Annotated in this window: 15 protein-coding genes; 10 read left to right on the forward strand and 5 right to left on the reverse strand. The window is 42.0% G+C overall.

Annotation, left to right across the window (positions count from 1 at the left end; all coding sequences use genetic code 11):
- Positions 1–42 precede the first annotated feature (42 nt).
- On the reverse strand, positions 43–1,191 hold the full coding sequence (locus DYI81_RS14060) for a hypothetical protein (protein WP_117007894.1): 1,149 nt from the start codon (positions 1,189–1,191) through the stop codon (positions 43–45).
- Between the two features lie 620 nt (positions 1,192–1,811).
- On the opposite strand from DYI81_RS14060, the gene DYI81_RS14070 reads away from it, so the two are divergent.
- Positions 1,812–2,363, forward strand: a complete 552-nt coding sequence (locus DYI81_RS14070) for an adenylate kinase (RefSeq protein WP_171356368.1) — start codon at positions 1,812–1,814, stop codon at positions 2,361–2,363.
- 122 nt (positions 2,364–2,485) lie between these two features.
- Positions 2,486–2,698 carry a KOW motif-containing protein gene (locus DYI81_RS14075; RefSeq protein WP_106986240.1) on the forward strand — a complete coding sequence of 71 codons (213 nt, stop codon included), beginning with the start codon at positions 2,486–2,488 and terminating at the stop codon, positions 2,696–2,698.
- Between the two features lie 76 nt (positions 2,699–2,774).
- Here the strand turns inward: DYI81_RS14075 and DYI81_RS14080 are convergent, their stop codons facing one another.
- Positions 2,775–3,791, reverse strand: coding sequence for a hypothetical protein (locus tag DYI81_RS14080; protein ID WP_117007899.1), 1,017 nt, complete (start codon positions 3,789–3,791; stop codon positions 2,775–2,777).
- A 157-nt stretch (positions 3,792–3,948) separates the two neighbouring features.
- Between DYI81_RS14080 and pheS the strand changes: the two genes are divergently transcribed.
- From pheS to DYI81_RS14095, 3 genes are all read left to right on the forward strand, one after another.
- A complete protein-coding gene (gene pheS / locus DYI81_RS14085) occupies positions 3,949–4,929 on the forward strand; it encodes a phenylalanine--tRNA ligase subunit alpha (RefSeq protein ID WP_106986225.1) in 981 nt (326 codons plus the stop codon).
- 141 nt (positions 4,930–5,070) lie between these two features.
- Positions 5,071–7,452: a phenylalanine--tRNA ligase subunit beta gene (pheT, locus tag DYI81_RS14090; RefSeq protein ID WP_117007901.1), complete on the forward strand. Its 2,382-nt coding sequence runs from the start codon at positions 5,071–5,073 to the stop codon at positions 7,450–7,452.
- On the forward strand, positions 7,449–7,745 hold the full coding sequence (locus DYI81_RS14095) for an integration host factor subunit alpha (protein WP_004649746.1): 297 nt from the start codon (positions 7,449–7,451) through the stop codon (positions 7,743–7,745). The genes pheT and DYI81_RS14095 overlap by 4 nt, the downstream gene beginning before the upstream one ends.
- Before the next feature lie 194 nt (positions 7,746–7,939).
- Here DYI81_RS14095 and DYI81_RS14100 read toward each other — a convergent pair whose 3' ends face one another.
- From DYI81_RS14100 to trxA, 3 genes are all read right to left on the reverse strand, one after another.
- A complete protein-coding gene (locus DYI81_RS14100) occupies positions 7,940–8,185 on the reverse strand; it encodes a hypothetical protein (RefSeq protein WP_106986223.1) in 246 nt (81 codons plus the stop codon).
- A 408-nt stretch (positions 8,186–8,593) separates the two neighbouring features.
- A complete protein-coding gene (gene rho / locus DYI81_RS14105; RefSeq protein ID WP_106986222.1) occupies positions 8,594–9,862 on the reverse strand; it encodes a transcription termination factor Rho in 1,269 nt (422 codons plus the stop codon).
- A 328-nt stretch (positions 9,863–10,190) separates the two neighbouring features.
- The gene (gene trxA, locus DYI81_RS14110) at positions 10,191–10,517 is read right to left on the reverse strand and encodes a thioredoxin (protein ID WP_106986221.1); all 327 of its coding nucleotides are present in this window, start codon (positions 10,515–10,517) and stop codon (positions 10,191–10,193) included.
- A gap of 267 nt (positions 10,518–10,784) precedes the next feature.
- Between trxA and ppx the strand changes: the two genes are divergently transcribed.
- Genes ppx through DYI81_RS14135 form a run of 5 tightly spaced genes read left to right on the forward strand, consistent with a single transcriptional unit; the run spans position 10,785 to position 15,911 of the window.
- Positions 10,785–12,305 (forward strand): exopolyphosphatase, encoded by a 1,521-nt coding sequence (ppx, locus tag DYI81_RS14115; RefSeq protein WP_117007903.1) that lies wholly within the window; start codon positions 10,785–10,787, stop codon positions 12,303–12,305.
- Positions 12,306–12,339: 34 nt separating this feature from the next.
- Positions 12,340–13,164, forward strand: a complete 825-nt coding sequence (locus tag DYI81_RS14120) for an acetyl-CoA carboxylase carboxyltransferase subunit alpha (protein ID WP_106986219.1) — start codon at positions 12,340–12,342, stop codon at positions 13,162–13,164.
- Positions 13,101–14,492, forward strand: a complete 1,392-nt coding sequence (gene tilS, locus DYI81_RS14125; protein WP_117007905.1) for a tRNA lysidine(34) synthetase TilS — start codon at positions 13,101–13,103, stop codon at positions 14,490–14,492. The genes DYI81_RS14120 and tilS overlap by 64 nt, the downstream gene beginning before the upstream one ends.
- Positions 14,489–15,319: a pyrroline-5-carboxylate reductase gene (gene proC, locus DYI81_RS14130; RefSeq protein ID WP_106986217.1), complete on the forward strand. Its 831-nt coding sequence runs from the start codon at positions 14,489–14,491 to the stop codon at positions 15,317–15,319. Before tilS ends, proC begins: the two co-directional genes overlap by 4 nt.
- A 22-nt stretch (positions 15,320–15,341) precedes the next feature.
- Positions 15,342–15,911 carry a YggT family protein gene (locus tag DYI81_RS14135; RefSeq protein WP_106986216.1) on the forward strand — a complete coding sequence of 190 codons (570 nt, stop codon included), beginning with the start codon at positions 15,342–15,344 and terminating at the stop codon, positions 15,909–15,911.
- Positions 15,912–16,028 lie beyond the last annotated feature (117 nt).

Below are 16,028 nucleotides of genomic sequence, written 5' to 3' on the forward strand. Positions count from 1 at the left end.
CGGTCTTTTTTGCTTAAAATTCTTATGCCGGGCGGGCGGATATTACCCGGGCTTTGTTTTGGTTTTGAGCTGAACCAGGGCAAGCTCGCTATGCTGGAAATGATAGTTATGCCAATGATAATAAATGGGAAATTCATAAATTTCATGGGTTTTAAGGTTCGGGTTGTAAAAGGGTGTTTTGGGTAAAATATAAAAAGTTTGCTGATTGTCTAATAAGCGCCATTTTTGGCCGCCTGCATCCATTGAGAGCAATTGCGCACCGGTCATTTTATGAGTGCCAAAATGCAAAGCATAATAACTATGCAATACCGGCATCAGAAAAAAGCTCAGGCTCAGCGTTAAAAATGTACTGGACAGCATGCTTCCTGTAAACGCTATTTTGGGAATATCTTTTTGTATCCATAATACGCTTGGAATGAAAATCAGCAGAAAAATAATGGCCAAACACAGCAAAACCGGATAATTGGAAATATAAAAGAACTGGGCTTGCGCGTTTAAATATAAGCCCAAAATACCAATAGGAACGCTGCCGATAAGCAGGTAGGCGATCCGCGGGCTGATCTTGGTTTGAAGAATTAAATTTTGCAGATCTTCTTGCGAAAGCGTCAGCGCCGCAATATCATCCTGAAAATTATAATATTGTTTGAGTATTTGAATCAGCTGCCCTTTTTCATGTTCACTTAAGCATGCAAGGTGCAATTGAGATTGAACATTTTTAAGGGGGAAGAATAAAAGCTGTGGATTCGCTTTGTTGGCAGTCTGAAAAATGGGACGCTGCATCCATGAGATCCATTTTGGGCGGGTTATACCAAGAATGGCAAATTGACAGTATTCTACCTCCTGCCGCTGAATGAATGTGCTGAGAGGCATTTTCCACAAGCGGTAATAAATTTTATCAGGCGTAATGACTAGTTTAATCTGCGTTTTTAAGTAATCAATGACAATTACAGATACGATGTAGATCAGTATCAGCTGAGTATGATCAGCTTGTAGCTCGTAAATCGGGAAATTTTTCAGGGTGTATTGCAGGTATTCAATCACTATGCTGAGGTTAAGCGGTTGAGCCTGATCTCTAAACCATTTGAAAAAAGGTATAACAATGATCATCACAATGCCCAGTAAAATAAGCATTAAACTTGTTGGCCATGAAATCAGCGGTTTTTTAGCGTAAATGGCAAATTCTGTTTTCATAAAGCCTCATAATAATTATGTTGAAATTTTATATTTAAGTATTTGGTTATTATATTTAAATTTTGAATATTTGAGCGATGCTCAGCGCTGCATTTTATTTGAAAATGAATAGGCTGGGCTGGGCTGGGCTGGGCTGGGCTGGGCTGGGCTGGGCTGGGCTGGGCTGGCGCCGCGTCCCGGACGGAAGTTTGCGCGTTATGCCGTGATTTCAATGTTTGGTTTTGGTCATGCTGCCGTGCAGCTGCTTAATGTATTTAAATGCTCAGATGAAAACCCGCGCATATACTTGCCGCTTTGCGCTCAGTGCGGGAAGGCAGTCTTATGGCGCGCGCTCATCATAACCGCGGGCAGGCCCAAATCATTCAGCTGGGCGCGGCTTGATGTTCTGTTTTTTATACGGCGTGCAGATCAGGAGGGAAGCAGGCATAAATGAATGCTAAGGGCAAAATGATGGGATCAATACCGTCTGCGCACAGTGGGGTTTGAGGCTGCAATTGAACCGGATTCTATTGATGCCGATGAAAGTGCATCTGACGGCAGCGCAGAATAAAATTTAACCATCGAATTGAATGCTGTTATCTTGATAATGATTCACCGGACTCAAGCGGATCATCATGACACTGAAAAGAATAAACGTAGTCGGTACTTCAGCCACGGGAAAATCAACCTTTTCCAGAGCTTTGGCGGAAAAATTAGCGCTGCATTATATTGAATTGGATAACCTGTTTTGGCTGGATGACTGGCAGGAGTGTCCTGACGAAATCTTTTTTGCGCGTATCGAAGCTGAAATTGCCAAAGCAAAAAATGGTTATGTCATCGATGGAAATTATACCCGGGCGATTCCGGTGAAATGGTCGGAAATAGATACAGTAATTTGGCTGGATCTGCCGTTTCCGGTCAATTTATACCGCTCTGTAACGCGCGCAATTTCTCGGGCCAAGTCCAAACAAGATCTTTGGCCGGATTCAAATAATCAGGAAAGCTTATGGCGGATGTTTGGCCGTGATTCTATCGTTTGGTGGATGATTAAGACCCATAAAAAGAATCGGGAAAAATATCAGCAGATGATGAAAGCGCCGGAATATCAGCATATTCAATGGATTCGATTAGAATCACCAACTGCAGTCGATGCGTTTTTAGAACAACTGGACGCTTATGTTTTTGATGTTTGAGTTTAGATATTTAAGTTTAGATGTTTAATCAATAAAAAGTGCAGCCCAGTTACAGAACTAATCTTTATAACGCGCTTTGCGCCATGCCTAATGTAGAGAGCAAAAAACACAAGGATAAGAATATGCTGGCTGAAATCAGAGGAATGGGGCAGGGTACGATCACGCTTGAATTGCAGATGATTCCGCGTAAAGGCGAATCTGTCAAAATTATGTATGGGCCGGATGCGCAGCTGGAAGGTGAGGTTGTATCAGTCAATCATTATATTAATCAGCATGCTGGAGAGCATAAAGTGCAGATTGAAATCAGGCCGTTTAATTATTTGATTACCGCTTAACCGGCTGAAAAAGCATCCTGACGGATGCTTTTAGCAAGCTGGCGGGGATACCGGGCTGAGTATGGCTGGGCTCAGTTTAAAGACCAAAATAATAGGCGCAGAGACAGATAACAATTGTCACCATAATCAGCGCAAAAACCCCGGTTTTATTGTTTTTGCTGTCATCGGCAGCCGGTTTTGCATAGGTTTTGCCGGCCTTTGGCGCATCGCTGCTGTCAAAAGGTGAAGGCACCGCTTTTGCAGTCAAACGTGCAGTTTTATAGTGGTTGGCAACTTTGACAATAAACTTACTGCGAAGATCATCTAACTTTTGCGAAAAATGACGCATATTCAGCTGTTCTTCTGCTGGTAGTGCTTCACCTTCAGCGTTGTATGGATGCTGAATTTTGTCTTGAATAAAAGTATTCAGTGCATCTAAGCGAAGTAAGGTCTGATGTGCATAATCCGCTTGATAATCTGTCGGCAATAAAGACAGCGCGCTTACATCATTCTGCAGTTGCTCGTGATTCAGCCCATAATAAGGGCTATCTAGCTCAGTTGGTTCAACAAAACCTTTGGCAAATTTGCTATCAAATAATTCATTGTCAGTATAAAGCTGAATATCATCCCAATTGGGTTGTTGTAAGTCGCTATCTATTCGTTTGGCTAAAGCATTATTTAAGTCAAAGCGCCAAAATGTCTCAAGACGTAATGTAGATCGTTGAGATGCAGGCGCTTCATAATCATTGTCTGCGGTGTACCATTCTGCTAACTCTTTACCAAAGATCCAAGCCTGCTTTTTATGGGCATCATGGCTCACAATAAAGTGCGCAATAGGTAGAAGCTCAACATTGGCATTAGGATTTTGTTCGTCATTCAATAGTGCAGAGCGGTGCAGACTAATACGCTGAACACCTTGTTTTTTTAAGCCTTCTAACCAAATTTGAAAATGCTGTGCCAACAAATGTTGTGACATTAAGTCACGAAACACAAAATGGTGCTGATCGAAAATAGCATGCTGTACCCAGCGTTGAAAACTTAGATTTTGTGCTAAAAACTCATTTCCATAAGTAACCAGTGTCAGTTGCTGTTTCCAAATTTGATCGAGCGCCATAATGAAAGATCTCATTGATAATGCGCCTATCTTATACTTTTTTTAATTCTTGATGCTATTGCAATTTTTACTTATGAATGCGCTTCATCATCGCGTTCAAAAACTGTTAGAATATGGGGTTTTTATATTTTTCTAAATTGTTGCTTTGAGAGTTACTATGTCACTGGAAGCCCTGACCACTGAAGCGCTCGCTGCGATTGCAGCAGCAGATGACCTTGCTACACTTGATCAAGTTCGAGTGCAGTTTACGGGTAAAAAAAGCCAGCTCGCGGAACAATCTAAAGCACTGGGTAAAATGGACCCTGAAGAGCGTAAGGTTCACGGTGCAGCTATTCACGCTGTGCGTGAAGCGATTAACGCGGCTTTAACTGAACGCCAAACTCAATTACAAAAAGCGGCGCTAGAACAAAAACTGGCAAGCGAAACAATTGATATTACTTTACCAGGTCGCGGCCAAGCGATTGGTAGTATTCACCCGGTAACACAGGTGCAAGAGCGTATTTGTCAGTTCTTTACCAAAGCTGGTTTTACTGTTGCAACAGGCCCAGAAGTGGAAGATGACTATCACAACTTTGAAGCCCTCAATATTCCTGGTCATCACCCAGCACGTGCAATGCATGACACATTCTATTTTGATGTGAATCACTTGCTTCGTACGCATACCTCTGGTGTGCAAATCCGTACCATGGAAACACAACAGCCACCGATTCGCATTGTATGTCCGGGTCGTGTATACCGCTGTGACTCTGACCAAACGCATTCACCAATGTTCCACCAAATTGAAGGTTTATACGTTGCTGAAAACACCAGCTTTGCAGAATTAAAAGGCTTGTTGGTTAATCTTTTAAATGAATTCTTTGAAAAAGATTTAAAAGTACGTTTCCGTCCATCTTATTTCCCATTCACTGAGCCTAGTGCTGAAGTGGACATTATGGATGAGCGTGGCAAATGGTTAGAAGTATTGGGTTGCGGTATGGTGCATCCAAACGTATTACGTTCAGCAGGTATTGATCCAGACAAATACAAAGGCTTTGCATTTGGTCTAGGTGTAGAACGTTTTGCAATGTTGCGTTATGGCATCAATGACTTACGTATGTTCTACCAAAATGACGTGCGTTTCTTACGCCAATTTGCTTAAACGAATTTAAACAGTTATTTGAAAATTATTGAAATCCCCCTAAATCCCCCTTTGTAAAAGGGGGACTTTCCTGCCTTAAAGGGCAGATGTGCTTCCCCTCTATTTAAAAGAGGGGCTAGGGGAGATTAAGGAAATGAATTTATGAAAATTAGCGAAAATTGGTTGCGTACATGGGTTAATCCAGCCATTGATAGCAATACTTTATCTGACCAGCTGACGATGCTTGGTTTAGAAGTCGACGATATGGATCCAGCAGCAAAGCCTTTTACAGGTGTTGTAGTGGGTGAAGTTTTGACAGTTGTACAACATCCAGATGCAGACCGTTTACGTGTAACCACAGTAAATATTGGTACAGCTGAGCCTTTACAAATTGTATGTGGCGCGCCCAACGTACGTGAAGGCATGAAAGCACCAGTTGCAACCATTGGTGCTGTACTTCCAGGTGATTTTAAAATCAAAAAAGGCAAACTTCGTGGTGTTGAATCACAAGGCATGCTGTGCGGTGCGTCAGAAATTGATTTAGAAGACAAAATCGATGGTCTGTTAGAGCTTCCTGCAGATGCGCCTGTGGGCATGGATATTCGTGAATATCTAGACCTAGATGATCACGTGATTGATATTAGCATTACACCAAACCGTGGTGACTGTTTCAGTATCCGTGGTATTGCACGTGAAATTGGTGTGATTAACCAATTGGCTGTGACTGCACCTGAAATTAAAGAAGTGGCTGCAACCATTGCGGATGAGAAAAAAGTTGTAGTTACAACTGAAGGTTGTCCTCGTTATTTAGGTCGTGTCATTAAAAACGTTAATACCAAAGCACCAACACCTGAATGGATGGAGCGTGCGCTTGCTCGTTCAGGTATTCGTCAGCATAGCATTTTGGTCGACATTACCAACTATGTATTGATGGAGTTGGGCCAACCACTACATGCATTTGATGGCGGTAAAGTTCAAGGTGCTGTACACGTTCGTCAAGCAACTGTTGCTGAAAAGTTAACGCTTTTAAATGAGCAAGAAGTTGAGCTGAACGAAAAAGTGATGGTCATTGCAGATGATGAAAAAGCATTGGCAATCGCAGGCATCATGGGTGGTTTGTCTTCATCAGTAACAGATGAAACCAAAGAAATTTTCTTAGAATCAGCATTCTTTGCACCACTTGCGATTGCAGGTCGTGCGCGTAGCTTTGGTTTGCATACAGATGCATCTCAGCGCTATGAACGTGGTGTAGATTTTGAATTACCAATGATTGCCATGCACCGCGCATCTCAGCTCATTGCTGAACTTGCTGGTGGTGACTTTGGTCCAATCACTGTAGCAGAGCAAGCCAATGTATTGCCTACACGTGAAGCGATTGAATTAAAACAAGCGCAGGTTGATCAACTTCTTGGTTATAGCGTAGATGGCGAATTTATTGCAGATGCGTTAACGCGTTTAGGCTGTGATGTCACTGTACATGCTGCAGGTGAATGGACTGTTGTGCCACCATCACATCGTTATGATATGGCCATTTATCAAGACCTCATTGAAGAAGTCGCGCGTATTCATGGCTATGACAATATTCAAATCAGTCTGCCTGTTATTGATGTGAAATTGGCAAAATACCAAGACCAATTTGAGCTTGCTCAATTACGCCAAACGGTTGTGGCTTTAGGTTACCAAGAAGCAATCAGCTTTAGCTTTGCAGATTTGAAGCTTGAAAAACAGTTGAATCCAGCAGTGAATCCATTGGCATTGGCAAACCCAATTTCAAGTGATTTGGCAGTGATGCGCTCTACCTTGCTTTCAAGTCTGATTCCATGTGTGCAATACAATGTGAATCGTCAGCAAAGCCGTGTACGTTTCTATGAGCTTGGTTTGCGCTTTGACTATCAAGATGCAGCATCTATTCATGATCTAAAACAAATCCCAACATTTGCGATGATTGCGACAGGCCCACGTAATGTTGAATCTTGGCATGGTAAAGCAGCGCCAATGGATTTCTTTGACTTTAAAGGCGATGTTGAAGAAGTTTTAGCAGCAGGTCGTTTAGAGGTGGAATATGTACGTTCTGAGCGTGCATGGTTACATCCTGGTCAATCTGCAGAAATTTTGGTTAATGGAAAGTCGATTGGTTACTTAGGTCGCTTACACCCATCTTTAGAAGATGAATTGGATTTAAGTACGACTTGGGTTGCAGAACTCGATCAACAGGCTGTTTTGCAAACTTATGTATCTAATTTTACAGAATTATCACGTTTTCCGTCGGTAAGACGTGATATTGCGCTTTTAATTAGTGATAAGATTAATGTTAGCGAAATTCAGCAACTTATCGGAAAAACGGGTGGTGAGCTTTTAGACTCTACTTGGTTGTTCGATGTGTACACTGGTCAAGGTGTTGAAGAAGGCAAGCGCTCATTGGCATTTGCATTACTTTGGCAGCACCCATCACGTACTCTTGAAGATGCTGAGATCAAATCCGGTATGGATAATATTCTCCAAGTGTTAGAAAACACTTACCAGGCGACATTGAGGGCTTCATGACAGCACTAACAAAAGCAGAAATGGCTGATCATTTAAGTGAGCTCACGAGTTTAAACCGTCGTGAAGCGAAACAAATGGTCGAGTTATTCTTCGATGAGATTAGCCAAGCGCTAATCTCAGGCGAGCAAGTCAAACTTTCAGGTTTCGGTAACTTTGAGCTACGTGATAAGCGTCAGCGCCCAGGCCGTAACCCGAAAACGGGTGAAGAAATTCCGATTTCTGCACGCCGTGTAGTAACCTTCCGTGCGGGACAAAAATTCCGTCAACGCGTTGGAAATGAGCAGATCGATTGATCTGCTTTTTTTATTGTCCATTCATAGCAAGATAGAGGATCTTAATCGATCTATATGGGAAGAGATGCTAGGGCAGTCGTTCTGGTGAAAGCTAATTGTGTACTGATCTTTCTGTTTATTGTGTTTTGAGATTTGTTGTTGTAATAAAAAAGAGAGCCAAATGGCTCTCTTTTTGTGCTTTATAATCGTTTAGATTATTTAGCTTCAGAAGCAGCAGCTTCAGAAGTAGCAGCAACAGCTTCAGAAGCAGCAGCAGTAGCTTCAGAAGCAGCAGCAGAAGCTTCAACAGCAGCAGCGTCAGCAGCAGCAGAAGCTTCAGAAGCAGCAACTACAGCTTCAGAAGCAGCAGCAGCAGGAGCTTCTTCAGTTTTTTTAGCACAACCAACGAAAGCTAAAGTAGTAGCAACTGCAGCAGCAACAGCGATTTTTTTGAATAACATGGCATCACTCTCTAAATATGAGATTAAAAAAAACCTTAGTTAGCACTGTTATTTGCTTTTATTATGCCTAATTTTTATTAGGTATGAACAATGCAGAGCAGTGTAACTGGTATGCGAATATGCTATCACTGAGTATTTTGAAATGCTACTGCTTCACAGGCAAAAAACTTAAAAAATTGGTTAAAAAGTGGCTTTTTTTAACAGAAAATAACAATCAAAGAAAAGAAATATATTGGATAAATGCTAAATAACCCCCTAAAAACAATAGGGTTTTTAATAAAATTATTTTTATAATCATTCACTTGAAAAAAACTTTACAAATGGCTGAGTGGATTGTGTATTTATGTAAACAAAGTCAACCAAATAAAAAGGCCATCGTTATAGATGGCCTTTTAAAATTTACATCGATTAGTTTGTCGCTTTACGCTTCATTTGGTCGAAGAAATCATCATTCGTTTTGGTTTCTTTCATACGATCAAGTAGGAATTCCATCGCAGCAAGTTCGTCTTGCGTATGCAGTAGCTTACGTAGAATCCATACTTTACGTAGGTTGTCTTCAGACATTAAACGCTCTTCACGGCGCGTACCAGATTTCTTGATGTTCATTGCAGGGAACACACGTTTTTCTGCAATACGACGATCAAGGGTAATTTCTTGGTTACCTGTACCTTTGAATTCTTCGTAGATCACTTCATCCATCTTACTGCCTGTTTCAATCAATGCAGTTGAGATAATGGTGAGTGAACCACCTTCTTCAATATTACGGGCAGCACCAAAGAAGCGTTTTGGACGTTCAAGCGCATGCGCGTCTACACCACCTGTGAGCACCTTACCAGAAGAAGGAATCACGGTGTTGTAAGCACGTGCTAAACGTGTAATCGAGTCAAGTAAGATCACAACGTCTTTCTTATGCTCAACCAAACGTTTGGCTTTCTCAATGACCATTTCAGCAACTTGTACGTGACGCGCAGGTGATTCATCAAATGTTGATGCAACCACTTCACCACGAACTGTACGTTCCATTTCTGTTACTTCTTCAGGACGTTCGTCAATCAGAAGGACAATCAAGAAGCATTCAGGATTGTTACGAACAATTGATTGCGCGATGTTTTGTAATAACATCGTTTTACCCGCTTTAGGCGGTGCAACAATAATTGAACGTTGGCCTTTACCAATTGGGGCAACCAAGTCAACTACACGTGCAGTTAAATCTTCAGTTGTACCGTTACCCAATTCCATAACCAATTGCTCAGTTGGGAATAATGGCGTTAAGTTTTCAAATAAAATCTTGTTACGAGAGTTTTCAGGCGTGTCGTAGTTAATTTGGTTTACTTTAAGAAGGGCAAAATAGCGTTCGCCTTCTTTCGGTGGTCGGATTGTGCCGGTAATGGTATCGCCAGTACGCAGGTTAAAACGACGAATTTGTGAAGGGCTGACATAAATGTCATCAGGACCCGCTAAATATGAGCCAGCCGCTGAGCGTAAAAAGCCGAAGCCATCTGACAGAATTTCCAAAACGCCATCACCAAAGATCTCTTCGCCATTCATTGCATGGCGCTTTAAGATGGCAAAAATAATGTCTTGCTTACGGTTACGCGCCATTCCTTCAAGGCCCATAAACTCGGCAATCTTGATGAGTTCGCCAATCGGTTTTTTCTTGAGTTCGGTTAAATTCATAGGTGGTCAGATAGAATCTAAAATTCTGAGATACAGGTTAGAAAGGGAGCAACATTAGGCCGCAGGGATACAATAAAACGAAAGCAATTGAATATGTACAATCACAATTCAGAGGTCTGATTCATTGTTAGAAGAGAAATGTGAATAACAAATTCTTAGCCGAGCGGCATCTTATGTGTTGAGTCTCATAAGAAACTGAGAGGATTTAAGATCCTTTATTTCTTGAGCATGCAATATAAGAGAGATTCGATTTTTTGTCAATTTATCAGCAAAAAAAATACGCCACACAAGGTCGCGTATTTTTTAATTTTTTTAACTTAATTGAAGATTAGATGTTTTCTTCAATGAATGCAGTTAATTTAGATTTTGGTGCAGCGCCAACTTGAGTCGCAACAACTTCACCATTTTTAAACATAAGCAAAGCAGGAATGTTACGGATGTTGTAGTTCACTGCAGTTGCTTCGCAAGATGTCACGTCAACTTTAACGATTTTAACTTTGCCTTCGAATTCAGTAGAAAGAACTTCTAATACTGGTGCAATTGCTTTACATGGCGCACACCAGCCAGCCCAGAAATCTACAAGTACAGGTACGTCAGATTGTAATACGTCTGCTTCAAAGTTTGCATCAGTTGTGTTTACGATATTCGCTGACATGGATTTTGCTCCAGAATAATTTTTTAAAGGTGACTCTATAATTATTAGTATTACATAGCCGCCTTTAACAATGTAGGGGGATTGCTTAATTTTCGTAGATAAATTGAATTTTGTCTAATTGATGCTGACGATAGTTGCAATCGTGTCATGCAATTGTCACATTAAGCTCTAAAATATGGCACTTTTACTTCATGCACATAAATGGCTTTTAAATTGCATGGTTGTGAATTACTCTAAGCACAATTCTGTATAGGTTTATTTGAAATCATGTCTGATTTTTTGATTGATGAAGAACTTCTCGCTGCGATCGATATGGGGTCGAATAGCTTCCATCTTGCGATTGCACGTGTTGATCATGGCGAAGTAAAAAAAGTCGCATCAATGTCAGAAAAAGTACAGCTGGCAGCAGGTTTGGATGAAAATAAAAATTTAACTGAAGCAGCTCAGCAACGTGGTCTGGCATGTTTGGCCCGTTTTGTAGGTCGTTTGGGGTCTGTACAGCCAAAACGTTTACGTATTGTGGCTACCAATGCACTTCGCCAAGCAAAAAATGGACAAGAATTTATTCAAAAAGCGGCTGAAATTTTACCTAAGCCGATAGAAATTATTGCAGGTCGTGAAGAAGCACGTCTGATTTATTTGGGTGTTTCACACACCATGGCTAATAGTGGTCGCCGTTTGGTGATTGATATTGGTGGTGGCTCTACAGAGCTTATTATTGGTGAAGAGTTTGAGCCAATTCATACAGAATCGGTACAAATGGGTTGTGTAGCATTTACCAAAGCCTATTTTAGTGATGGCGAAATTAGCCAAAAAGCCTTTGATAAAGCGGTTACCGCAGCACGCAAAGAAATTTCAGGTCTTGCGACTACTTATAAAGCTGCTGGCTGGGATACTGTAGTCGGTTCAAGCGGTACGATTAAAGCTTGCCGTCAAATTACAGTAAATATGGGCTGGAGTAATGAGCAAGAAGAGCTGACGCGTGAAGGCTTAGAAAAACTAAAAGATAAATTACTCAAATATTCTCATGTAACGGATATGGAGTTTGATGGTTTAAAAGAAGACCGTCGAGCAGTTTTGCCAGCAGGTATTGCCATTTTATTTGCAGTATTTGATGTGTTAAAACTCGAAAAATTAGTCTATTCGGATGGCGCATTACGCGAAGGGGTGATGTACGACCTCTTAGGGCGTTTCCAGCATGAAGACATTCGCGATCGTTCGGTTCATGCTTTAATGGGCCGTTATAATGCTGATGTAAAACAGGCAGAACGCGTTGTTGCGACGGCACAACAGTTGTTCGAAGGTGTGGCAGAAAAGCTTGAATTAACCAATGATGACAGTGATTTACTGCGTCGTGCAGGCTGTTTGCACGAAATCGGTTTAGCGATTAGTCATAGTGGTTACCATCGTCATGGTGCATATTTATTGCAACATTCAGACATTCCAGGTTTCTCACAAATTGATCAAAATCATTTGTCACATTTGGTGGCACATCATCGTCGTAAGCTACGTAGCGATGCACGTGTAGATGTGATGAAAGTGGGCGGCACAAAACTCCTAAACTTGTGTTTGTTACTTCGACTCGCCGTTTTACTTAATCACAGTCGTAGCGATGAGATGCTTCCTGCCATTGAATTAGTCGCCCTCAATGCGCAACAATGGCAACTTAGCGTTTCTGGTGATGCCAAACAATGGCCACTGCTTGTAGCAGATTTGCATGATGAACAAGTGCAATTCAAGCATTGGGATATTGAATTGAATATTCAGTCGGAACAATTTATCGATTAACAGATCAGGTTAATTTAGGGATAATGGTCGACCTATGAAAAATAAAGCTGCTCAATCTAAAGCTTGGACAACGGTTAAAATTGCACGTCATCCAGAGCGTCCGCAATTTTTGGACTATGTAAGTGAAATTTTCACTGAGTTTGATGCGCTACATGGTGACCGTTTATTTGGTGATGATGGCGCTATGCTCGGTGGCTTGGCTCGTTTAGATGGCCAACCTGTAATGGTGGTAGGTCAACATCGCGGTCGTAGCACACGTGAAAAATTGCAACATAACTTTGGCATGAGTAACCCTGAAGGTTACCGTAAAGCACAGCGTTTGATGTCAATGGCAGAGCGTTTTGGTTTACCTGTATTTACCTTTATTGACACGATGGGTGCTTACCCAGGTGTGGGTGCAGAAGAACGTGGTCAAGCTGAGGCAATTGCAACGAGTCTTGCGCAAATGTCGAGCCTGAAAGTTCCGGTGATTGCAACAGTATTGGGTGAGGGTGGTTCAGGTGGCGCACTCGGTATTGGTGTTGCTGACCGTGTGGCGATGCTTTCACACAGTATTTATTCAGTAATTTCACCTGAAGGTTGTGCCTCAATTTTATGGAAAACTGCAGACAAGGCGGAACAAGCAAGTGAAGCACTTGCACTGACTGCAGACAAGCTCCAAAAAATGGGTATTGTGGAATATGTGGTTGACGAAGGTGAAGGTGCACATGTGCATCCTGAACAAGTCATGCAAAATTTAAAAGTAGTCTTGAAAGAGGCTTTGGCTGAACTTCAGCCAATGGATGCAACTGAACGATGCGAAGCACGTTACCAACGTTTAATGAAATTTGGCAGCAGCAATTTAGGACTGGCTTCTTAAGTCAAAGCCAAGCTTTTTCAGCACAGACTCGGTTTTTAATTGGATGCAGTGGTGGCATGGATTCCATGCTATTGCTGCATTTAATGTCTGAGCTGTGCCCAAATCACACACGTGCCATTTATATAGACCACCAGCTTCAGTCGCAAAGCGCAAGCTGGGGGGAATTTGTAGCTGAGCAATGCCAACAACGCAACATTCCATGCATTGTGCAAGCTGTTGAGGTTGCAACGGGTAATTTAGAAAACCAAGCCCGCCAAGCTCGATATGATGCCTATCTGCAACATTTAGCGCCCAATGAAGTATTGGTGCTGGCACATCACCAACAAGATCAAGCTGAAACGCTGATGCTCAGACTATTGTCAGGTGCAGGCATTCATGGTTTAGCAGCCATGCAGGCCGTTGATGTGCGCGAAGAAATGACCATTTGGCGTCCACTCTTGGATGTATCTCGTGAGCAAATTTGCCAATGGGCCCATCAATTAAATGTAAAAAACATTGAAGATCCTACCAATTTAGACACGCATTATGATCGTGCATGGTGCCGTGAAATATTGTGGCCCTTGCTTGAGTCGCGTTATCCTAAAATGCAACAAGCTTTAAGTCGTACGAGTTATTTAATGCAAGATGCGGAAGAAATTTTGGCATCAGTGTTGGAAACTGATTTAAAAGCCTGTGGTTCCGGCCAAGCATTGTGCTTAGAAACACTTTTGGCTTTACCTCAAGCTAGACAGCGTCAGCTTTTATCTGCGTGGATGAAAGGTCTGGCACAGTACCGCCCAGCATTTGAAATGGTGCAACGATTAGTTAATGAAGTCATACTGGCCAAAGCGGATGCACAGGCAGCGTTGCATTGGAATGGTTTTTATTATGTGCGTTTTGCTGGTTGGATGTATCGTTTAGCTAAGGCCGAGTATCTTGCATCTGCACAAGAGCAGACTGTGCCAAGCACCCTAAGCTTAGATTTGCATCAAGTGTTTACTGTGCTCTCGGGAAAGTTTCAAGTACAGGAAAATAGGCATGTGCAGGCCATGGGTTTGTCGCCAGCGCTATTGAATAAGCCTTTGATGCTCACACCGCGGCAAGGCGGCGAAAAAATCCATTTGCAGGGCCGTGTTGGGTCGTGGCCATTAAAAAAGGCCATTCAACAGGCACAAATATTTCCTTGGCAACGTCATACTATACAAATATTAAGCATAGATAATGTTATGCTAGGCGTCTTTACGCCCAAAGGTTTTTGGTTGGCTGTTTCATCTTATTGTGTAATAGGTGGGTGGCGACCAAACGTAATTTCTACAGTTGAAAATATCACAAGCGGATTGGAATCATGAGCGCAGTATTAAACAGTAATATCACTTTTATTGGTGGTGGTAATATGGCACAAGCCCTAATTGGAGGCTTGATTGCACGTGGCTTACCGCCGACACGTATTACTGTTTCAGATCCTGTAGATAAAGTCCGTGAACATTTGGCAAGTAAAGAGTTACACGTTACTACAGACAACATTGCAGCCATTCGCGATGCTGACATTGTATTATTTGCAGTAAAACCACAAGTGTTGGCCAGTGTTTTACAACCTTTAAAAGGCTTGTTGGATGGTAAACTGGTGATTTCAATTGTGGCAGGTGCTGACTTGGCAACCATTGGTGCATTATTAGATACGACGCGTATTGTACGTGTCATGCCAAATACACCAGCATTGGTTCAAACAGGTGCACATGGTTTATATGCAGAAGCCAACGTATCGGCAGAAGATCGTGAATTGGCAAGCCAAGTGCTAGCTTCTACAGGTTTAACCATTTGGGTGAGCACTGAAGCGCAGATTGATGCCGTTACTGCGGTGTCGGGTTCTGGTCCAGCATATTTCTTCTATATGATGGAAAGCATGATTCGTGCAGGTAAAAATTTAGGGCTAGATGAAAAAGTAGCGACAGCCTTAACTTTACAAACAGCATTGGGTGCGGCGCAAATGGCCATTACCAGTGCAAATAGCCCAGCAGAATTGCGTAAAAATGTGACGTCGCCAAATGGCACGACGCAAGCGGCGATTGAAGTATTTGATCACGCGCATATCTCACAAAATATTCAAGCAGCCTTGGCTGCCGCGCAAAAGCGTAGCCAACAGCTGGCGCAAGAACTCAGCGACAGCATTAAGTAATTTAATTTAGGAACGTTCAAGTATGGGTGCAAGTTCTGCGCTAATTTTTGGCATTATCATTAACGTCGCAATTTTGCTCGTATTCTTCCGGTTTTTAATGCAGTTGGCGGCGGTAAGCCCTTACAACCCTGTTGTACTGTCGACTGCAAAAGCGACCAAGATTGTTGATGTGTTCAGTCGAATTTTTCCAACAGTGGCAAAAGGTCGTGTGAACACGGCGGCTTTGGTTTTGCTGATCATTTTGTATATTTTAAAAATGTTTGGTTTGATGCATTTGTCTGGGGCTTCACTGAATAGTCCTGTGCATTTGCTGATTATGACCTTTGTTACCATGATTCAGGACTTGATCCGTTTCTGTCGTTATTTGATTTTTGCGACGATTATTTTGAGTTGGGTGGTGATGTTTACGCAGTCACGTTCACCTTATATCGAAGTGATTCAAGAGTTGGCAGAGCCTTTACTTGCGCCATTTCGTAAAATTATGCCGAATATGGGCATGATTGACTTGTCTCCAATTTTAGCGATTTTAGCGCTTTTGGTTGTAGAAACCATTATGAAAGAAGTTGCGATTGCGCTATTAACAGGTCTTTAAGCTTGTTGGTATTCGTGCAATAAAAAAAGGACTCCGAGGAGTCCTTTTTTAGGTCTTTATTTTTTGTGAGGGCTTTAGCTTACGAGCATTTTTCCTTGTGAACTCAGAATGTATTCT

The organism is Acinetobacter sp. SWAC5, assembly GCF_003419885.1.
In the GTDB taxonomy this organism is placed as follows: Bacteria; Pseudomonadota; Gammaproteobacteria; order Pseudomonadales; family Moraxellaceae; genus Acinetobacter; species Acinetobacter cumulans.